The sequence below is a fragment of the Hymenobacter agri genome (assembly GCF_054778495.1).
The window spans coordinates 1-7,809 of sequence record NZ_BAAGZM010000161.1; the positions used below are offsets into that span (position 1 = coordinate 1).

Below are 7,809 nucleotides of genomic sequence, written 5' to 3' on the forward strand. Positions count from 1 at the left end.
CGGGGCCGGAAAGCGGGCTGCCAGCGTCTGCGACGCGGCCAGTGGCTGTCGCAGCCACGGGTACAAAGCTGCTGCCGGGCGCGGTTGCGGGTTGGGCTGGGCCACGTTGCAAACAGGCGTAGCCAGTGGCGTGGCAAAGAAGTGGGCGGCGCTCAGCCACCCAATACAGCGTAGAAATAGCATCGGCAAGAGCAGGGCCGGCCAGCGGAATAGCTTAACCGGGCCTGCATCAACGCGGACTTCGCATAATTATTGACCACAAGCCCACTTCACTTCGGCGCGGCCAGGCCTGTTCATCTACTCTTCAAAATCCCCGGCTAGCTTCACCGCCATGAAAAACATCTTCCTCTTCCTCACTTGCGTGCTGGCCCTGTTGGTTAATCCGGTAAATGCTGCGGCTGCTGACCACGAATTAGTGGTTGTCCGGATTTATGAGGATTATAGCTTAGTAGATATGTCCATCATTCGCGGGGTGGAGAATGCAGAATATCTGGAATTCAAAAACGGCTCATCCAAAAAAGACCTGACTCAATCGGGCCAGGGGTACCACAAAGTCCTATCCAAGCTATACCAGGAGGGCTACGTGCTGCAAAGCACCTTCACTTCGCAACTCAACGCAGGTAGCTCAATTACCACGCTGGTAAGGGCAAAGCCTGCCAAGCCCTAGCCAAAGGCATTGTCGCCGTATAAACAGAAAAGCCCGCTGCAAGCGGGCTTTTCTGTCTGCTGTTCGCAGTGGGCGAAGGCCATTATTTAGCCTTCGCAGCGGGCTTTTTAGCCGTAGCCGCCTTGGTGGCCGGCTTCTTGGCTGCGGCGGTTTTCGTCGTCGCCTTCTTCGCGGCCGGCTTTTTGGCAGTGGCTGCTTTCGCGGTTTTCTTAGCCGGGGCGTCCGAATCTTTTTCTTCTTTCGCTGGGGCAGCCTTCTTGCCGAAGCGGCCGCCTTTGGCCGGCTTGTCGGGCGTGGCGTCGGCTAGCTCGATGCAGCGCTCCAAGGTGAGTTCGGTGGGCTCTTCGCCCTTGGGAATCTTCACATTCTTCTTGCCCGCCACGATGTACGGTCCAAAGCGACCATTCAGCACCTGAATGTCGGGGTTCTCAGGGAATGATTTGATGAGGCGCTCGGCGTCGGCTTTGCGCTTGCCTTCGATGAGGGCCACCGCCTCCTCGGCCGTGATGGTATGCGGGTCCTGCTCCTTGGTGAGTGAGTAGAATTTACTGTCGTGGCGCACGTAGGGGCCAAAGCGGCCGAGGTTGGCCGTCATGGCTTTGTCCTCGAAGTCGCCCACGTTGCGCGGCAGCTTGAACAGCTCCAGCGCGTCTTCCAGCGTGATGCTCTCGATGAACTGACCCTTGCGCAGGTTAGCGTAGGCGGGCTTCACGTCGGGGTCGGTGGTGTCACCCAGCGCTACGTAAGGGCCGTATTTGCCTAAGCGGGCCGAGATGCGCTCGCCGGTTTCGGGGTGCACGCCCAACTCGCGGGCGCCGCTCACGGTGCTGCGCTCGATGTCCTGCCCGGCCTCCACGGTAGCGTGGAACTTGTCGTAGAAGCCGGTCAGCATCTGCGTCCAGTTCTCGTGGCCGTTGGCAATCTGGTCGAACTCGTCTTCCACTTTGGCCGTGAACTGGTAGTCAACCACCGTGGGGAAGTGGGCCACTAGGAAGTCATTCACCACCATGGCCGTATCCGTGGGAAAAAGCTTGGCCTTTTCGGCGCCGTAGTTCTCGGTTTTCACTTCGGTCTGCACCGCGTCGCCATCCAGCGTCAGCACGTGGAACTTGCGCTCCTTGCCCTCGCGGGAGTCTTTTTCCACGTAGCCGCGCTTCTGCACGGTGCTGATGGTAGGGGCGTAGGTACTCGGGCGACCAATGCCCATTTCTTCCAGCTTCTTCACCAGCGATGCCTCGGTGTAACGCGGCGGCGGCGACGAAAACCGCTCGGTGGCGCTCAGGCGCTGCAGGGGCAGCACCTGCCCCACATTCAGCGGCGGCAGGCCGCGCGAGAAGCTGCTTTCGCCATCTTTCGGCTCGTCTTCTTCCTCCTCGTCCTTGCTTTCAGCATACACCTTCAGGAAGCCCTCGAAGGTAATCACCTCGCCCGAAGCCGTGAGCGAGACGCCCGGCTGGGTGCTAATGCCAATCACGGCGGTGGTGCGCTCCACTACGGCCTCGGCCATCTGCGAAGCCATAGCCCGCTTGCGGATGAGGTCGTAGAGGCGCTGCTCCGAGGCATCGGAGCCCGCTTTCACGGCGCTGAAATCGGTGGGGCGAATGGCTTCGTGGGCCTCCTGGGCCGACGCCGACTTGGTTTTGAACGTGCGCTGCTGGTGGTACTCGGCCCCGTAAGCGGCCGTGATGGCGGCCTGCGCGCCCGCCTGGGCTTCCTGGCTCAGGTTCACTGAGTCCGTCCGCATGTAGCTGATTTTGCCGGCTTCGTACAGCTTCTGCGCCACACTCATCGTCTGCGCTACCGAGTAGCCGAGCTTGCGCGAGGCTTCCTGTTGCAGCGTTGAGGTGGTGAACGGGGCGGCCGGGCTGCGCTTGCCGGGCTTCTTGTCGAGGCTCTCAATCTGATACGACGCGCCCACGCAGCGCTGCAGGAAAGCTTCGGCTTCCTCACGGGTTTTGTAGCGGGTGGGCAACTCGGCCTCCAGTACGGCACCGCGGCCGGCGTCGAAGCGCGCCACCACGCGATAGGTGCTGGCCCGCTGAAACTGACTGATTTCGCGCTCGCGCTCCACCACCAGCCGCACGGCCACGCTTTGCACGCGGCCGGCACTTAGGCCGGGCTTCACCTTTTTCCAGAGCACGGGACTCAACTCAAAGCCCACAAGACGGTCGAGCACGCGGCGCGCCTGCTGCGCATTCACCAAATCCTGATTTACCGTGCGTGGGGCCGCAATGGCTTGCAGAATGGCATTTTTGGTGATTTCACGGAAAACGATGCGCTTGGTTTTGGTGTCGGGCAGGTTCAGCGTTTCGGCCAAGTGCCACGAAATGGCTTCGCCCTCGCGGTCATCGTCACTCGCCAACCACACAGTTTCGGCTTCTTTCGAAAGTTTTTTCAGCTGCGCAATCAGTTCGCGTTTATCTGGCGAAACAACGTAAGTAGGCTTGAAACCATTGGCGATATCGATGGCGTTATTATCCTTGGGCAGGTCGCGGACGTGCCCGTAGCTCGAGCGCACCACAAAGTCCTGACCGAGGTAGCCCTCGATGGTTTTGGCCTTGGCGGGCGATTCGACGATTACTAAATTCTTGACCATGTGGGCGGGGAAGGGTTGCGGCTGGCAATTACGGGCGGGTCGTAGTGAAACGGCCCACCGCCGCGAAAAGTTGAAAGCGGCCGCAAAGATGTCGGAATATTCCGGCCAAGCACGCAACCTGATTCGAGAATGCCCGTTTGGGCCGACATCCGTCGGGTCATTTCCATCGGGCCGGCTGCCCCGTTTTCCGGCATCGGCCGGTGCTGTGCAGGCCGCGCTTACCTTTGGTTGTTCGCGGCCTACCGCCGTACTTCGCCCCCCCATCTGCCCCAACCTCCCGCCCGATACGCTCCTTACTTATATGGCATCTTCCAAGATTACGCAATCCAAGACCCGCGCGGCGGCGGCGCCGATTGACCCGCAAGCCGAAATGCCCGATGCCGGGGCCGTGTCGGCCCTCGACGTGGTACGGACCACCAACGACCTGACCCGCAAGCGCGGCGGCGAGCGTGGCTCGGTCGACACCCAGGACCCGGGTTACGTCAACGACCAGCTAAACCGTGTGCTTTACGCGCTGGATGCCTTTAAGAAAGGCGACGTGAGCGTGCGGCTGACCAAGCAGAACGACGACATCTTCGCCGAAATCGCGGAAGCCTACAACTCGATGGTGGACATGATTGCCGGGGTAGGGGGCGAGGTGTCGCGCATCTCGAAGGTGGCCGGTGTGGAGGGCAACCTGAAAGCCCGCGCCTCCTCGGAAGGCGCCGCCGGCTTCTGGCGCGACATGGTGAACAACATCAACGGCCTCGTGGACAGCATTGCCGTGCCGGTACTGGAAGTAGGCAAGGTACTGAAGAACATCAGCCGTGGGAATCTAGACGAAAGCTTCCAGATTCCGGTGTCGGGTGACTTCAAGCTGATGGCCGAAACCATCAACAAAACCATTGACAACCTAAACGTTTTCGCCAGCGAGGTAACCCGCGTGGCGCAGGAAGTAGGTACCGAGGGCAAGCTCGGCGGCCAAGCCAGCGTGCCCAACGTGGGCGGCATCTGGAAAGACCTGACCGACAACGTGAACAATATGGCCTCGAACCTCACCGTGCAGGTGCGAGACATTGCCAACGTAGCCACCGCGGTAGCCAAAGGCGACTTGTCGCAGAAAATTACGGTTGACGTAAAAGGCGAATTCCTGCAGCTGAAGCAGAACCTGAACCAGATGGTGGACTCGCTGAACCTGTTTGCCGGCGAAGTAACCCGCGTGGCCCAGGAAGTGGGCACCGAAGGCAAGCTCGGCGGCCAGGCCAGCGTACCCAACGTGGCTGGCGTATGGAAGGAGCTGACCGACAACGTAAATAACATGGCCTCCAACCTGACTTCTCAGGTACGGGACATTGCCAACGTAGCTACCGCAGTAGCCAAAGGCGACTTGTCGCAAAAAGTAACCGTCGATGTTAAAGGCGAGCTGCTCCAGCTGAAGCAGAACCTGAACCAGATGGTGGACTCGCTGAACCTGTTTGCCGGTGAGGTAACCCGCGTGGCCCAGGAAGTAGGTACCGAGGGTAAACTCGGCGGTCAGGCCGTCGTGCCGAACGTAGCCGGCGTGTGGAAAGACCTTACCGACAACGTAAACTACATGGCTAGTAACCTTACCAGCCAGGTACGAGATATTGCCAATGTAGCCACGGCAGTAGCTAAAGGTGACTTGACGCAGACGGTGACTGTCGACGTAAAAGGCGAATTCCTCCAGTTGAAGGAAAACCTGAACCAGATGGTGGCCTCACTCAACCTGTTTGCCGGCGAGGTAACCCGCGTGGCGCAGGAAGTAGGCACCGAAGGTAAGCTCGGCGGCCAGGCCAGCGTGCCGAACGTGGCCGGCGTATGGAAAGCCCTGACCGACAACGTAAACGATATGGCCTCGGCTCTCACCTCGCAGGTGCGCGACATTGCCAACGTGGCAACCGCCGTAGCCCGCGGCGACTTGAGCCAGAAGATGACGGTGAACGTGAAGGGCGAAATCCTGGAGCTGAAGAATATCCTCAACCAGATGGTGGACTCGCTCAACATCTTCGGAGACGAAGTAACCCGCGTGGCTCGCGAGGTAGGTACCGAAGGCAAGCTCGGCGGCCAGGCCGTGGTGCCCCGCGTAGGCGGCACCTGGAAGGAGCTGACCGACAACGTGAACACGATGGCCAGCAACCTCACCTCGCAGGTGCGGGACATTGCCAACGTGGCCACCGCCGTATCGAAAGGCGACTTGTCGCAGAAGATTACAGTTGACGTAAAAGGCGAACTGCTGGACCTGAAGGACAACCTGAACCAGATGGTGGACTCGCTCAACATCTTCGCTGGCGAGGTAACTCGCGTGGCGCGTGAGGTGGGCACCGAAGGGATTCTGGGCGGTCAGGCCAACGTACCCAAAGTATCGGGTACGTGGAAGGACCTGACCGACAATGTGAACACGATGGCGAGCAACCTGACCTCGCAGATGCGCGACATCGCGAACGTGGCCACCGCGGTAGCCAAGGGCGACTTGTCGCAGAAAATTACCGTTAATGTGCGCGGCGAGCTGTTGCAGCTGAAGGAAAACCTCAATGAGATGGTGGACTCGCTCAACATCTTCGGCGACGAGGTAACCCGCGTGGCCCGTGAAGTAGGTACTGAGGGCAAGCTCGGCGGCCAGGCCAAAGTGCCCAACGTACGCGGCACCTGGAAAGACCTGACCGACAACGTGAACACGATGGCCAGCAACCTGACGAGTCAGGTACGGGACATTGCAAACGTGGCCACGGCCGTATCGCGCGGCGACCTGAGCCAGAAGGTGTCGGTGAACGTCAACGGCGAGCTGCTGGACCTGAAGGACAACCTGAACCAGATGGTGGACTCGCTCAACATCTTCGCCGGCGAGGTAACCCGCGTGGCGCAGGAAGTAGGCACCGAGGGCAAGCTCGGCGGCCAGGCCAGCGTGCCCAGCGTGGCTGGTGTATGGAAGGACCTGACCGACAACGTAAACTACATGGCCTCCAACCTCACCACGCAGGTGCGGGGCATTGTGAAGATTGTAACGGCCGTATCGAAAGGTGACCTGACCCAAAAGCTCACCCTCGAAGCCAAAGGCGAAGTGGCCGACCTGGCCGACACCATCAACAGCATGGTGGACGACCTGAACCGCCTCGCCTCCGAAGTAAGCCGCGTGGCCAAAGTGGCCGGGGTAGAAGGCAAGCTGACCGAGCGCGCCACGGTAGGCGGCGTGTCGGGCTCGTGGAAAGAACTGGTGGACACCCTCAACGGCCTCATTGAATCCATCGCCTCGCCGGTGCTCGAAGTGAGCCGCGTGGTGCGCGCCATCTCGGAAGGCGACCTGACCCAGCGTGTGGAAGTGCCCACCACGGGCGACATTCTCGCAATGTCGAACGCGCTTAACCTCGCTGTGGAAAACCTCAACGAACTGCTCGGCGAAATCAATGACTCGTCGCAGATTGTGGGCACATCGTCGGAAGAAATGGCCGGCAAAGGCCAGGAAATGAGCCGCGTAACCGTCGACGTGGCCTTGGCCATGCAGCAGATGGCCGAAGGTGCTCAGAACCAGGCTTTGAAAACCGACCAGGCCTTCAAGCTGATTGAAGAAATCATGCAGGCCACCAAAGAAACGGCCAACAAGGCCGACGTGGTGAACAAATCGGCTATTCTGGGTGAGCAGACTTCGCAGCTCGGTCTGAAAACCGTGGCTGAAGTGGTGAAGAACATGGAGGAAATCTCCAGCGCCGCTTCGCAGACCTCGCGCACCATTGAAGTACTGAGCACTCGCTCGGGCGAAATCAGCAAGTCGCTGGGTGTAATCACCGACATCGCCTCGCAGACCAACCTGCTGGCCCTGAACGCCGCCATCGAAGCCGCCCGCGCCGGGGAGGCTGGCCGCGGCTTCGCCGTAGTAGCCGAGGAAATCCGCAAGCTGGCCGAAGGCTCGCGTAAGTCGGCCAACGAAATTGCCACGCTGGTAGAGGACGTTCGCAAGGATACTACCTCGGCAGCATCGGCTATCTCAACCATGGAAAACCGAGTACTCAAGGGCAAGAACGCCACGTTCGAAGCCAGCTCGGCCTTTAAGAACATTGCCACCAGCTCAGGCGAAACGCTTCGCACTTCGCGCGACATCCTCACGGCCACCGAGGTGCAGAAAACCTCGATTGGCGACGTAGTGAAATACGTAGAAGAAGTAGTAGCCATTGCCGAGCAGACGGCTACCGGCACCCAGCAAGTGGCCGGCACCGCCAAGCAGCTCTCAACGGCCATGCAGGAGCTCACCACCAGCTCGCAGCGCCTCACCGACATTGCCGACGACCTGCAGGCTGGCCTCGAAACCTTCCAGCTCAGCACCTACGAACCCGAGCCGGAGCCCGAACCCGAGCCCGTACGGCGCGGAATGGGCTCGCGCGGCTACCGCCCGCGCGAAACCTACGCTGCCGCTTCGACCAACGGCATGGCTGCTCGCCGTTCAGAAATGCCGGCTGCTGATAATGGCCGGTCGAGAAGTGCTGCGGCCCCGGGCTACGGCGATGAGCAGGGCAGTGGCGTGCGCCGCCGTGTTGCCCGGCCGGAAGCCACTAAT

General features: G+C 60.4%; 4 protein-coding genes. 2 read left to right on the top strand and 2 right to left on the bottom strand.

Features of this window, described 5'->3' with window-relative positions; all coding sequences use genetic code 11:
- The coding region (locus tag ACYVDE_RS10135) for a hypothetical protein (protein ID WP_460501392.1) at positions 1–183 on the bottom strand (183 nt) is incomplete at its 3' end.
- A 148-nt stretch (positions 184–331) separates the two neighbouring features.
- Here ACYVDE_RS10135 and ACYVDE_RS10140 point away from each other — a divergent pair.
- Positions 332–667 (top strand): hypothetical protein, encoded by a 336-nt coding sequence (locus tag ACYVDE_RS10140; protein ID WP_460501393.1) that lies wholly within the window; start codon positions 332–334, stop codon positions 665–667.
- Between the two features lie 82 nt (positions 668–749).
- Here ACYVDE_RS10140 and topA read toward each other — a convergent pair whose 3' ends face one another.
- Positions 750–3,263: a type I DNA topoisomerase gene (topA, locus tag ACYVDE_RS10145; protein ID WP_460501394.1), complete on the bottom strand. Its 2,514-nt coding sequence runs from the start codon at positions 3,261–3,263 to the stop codon at positions 750–752.
- Between the two features lie 301 nt (positions 3,264–3,564).
- Between topA and ACYVDE_RS10150 the strand changes: the two genes are divergently transcribed.
- The coding region (locus tag ACYVDE_RS10150; RefSeq protein ID WP_460501395.1) for a methyl-accepting chemotaxis protein at positions 3,565–7,809 on the top strand (4,245 nt) is incomplete at its 3' end.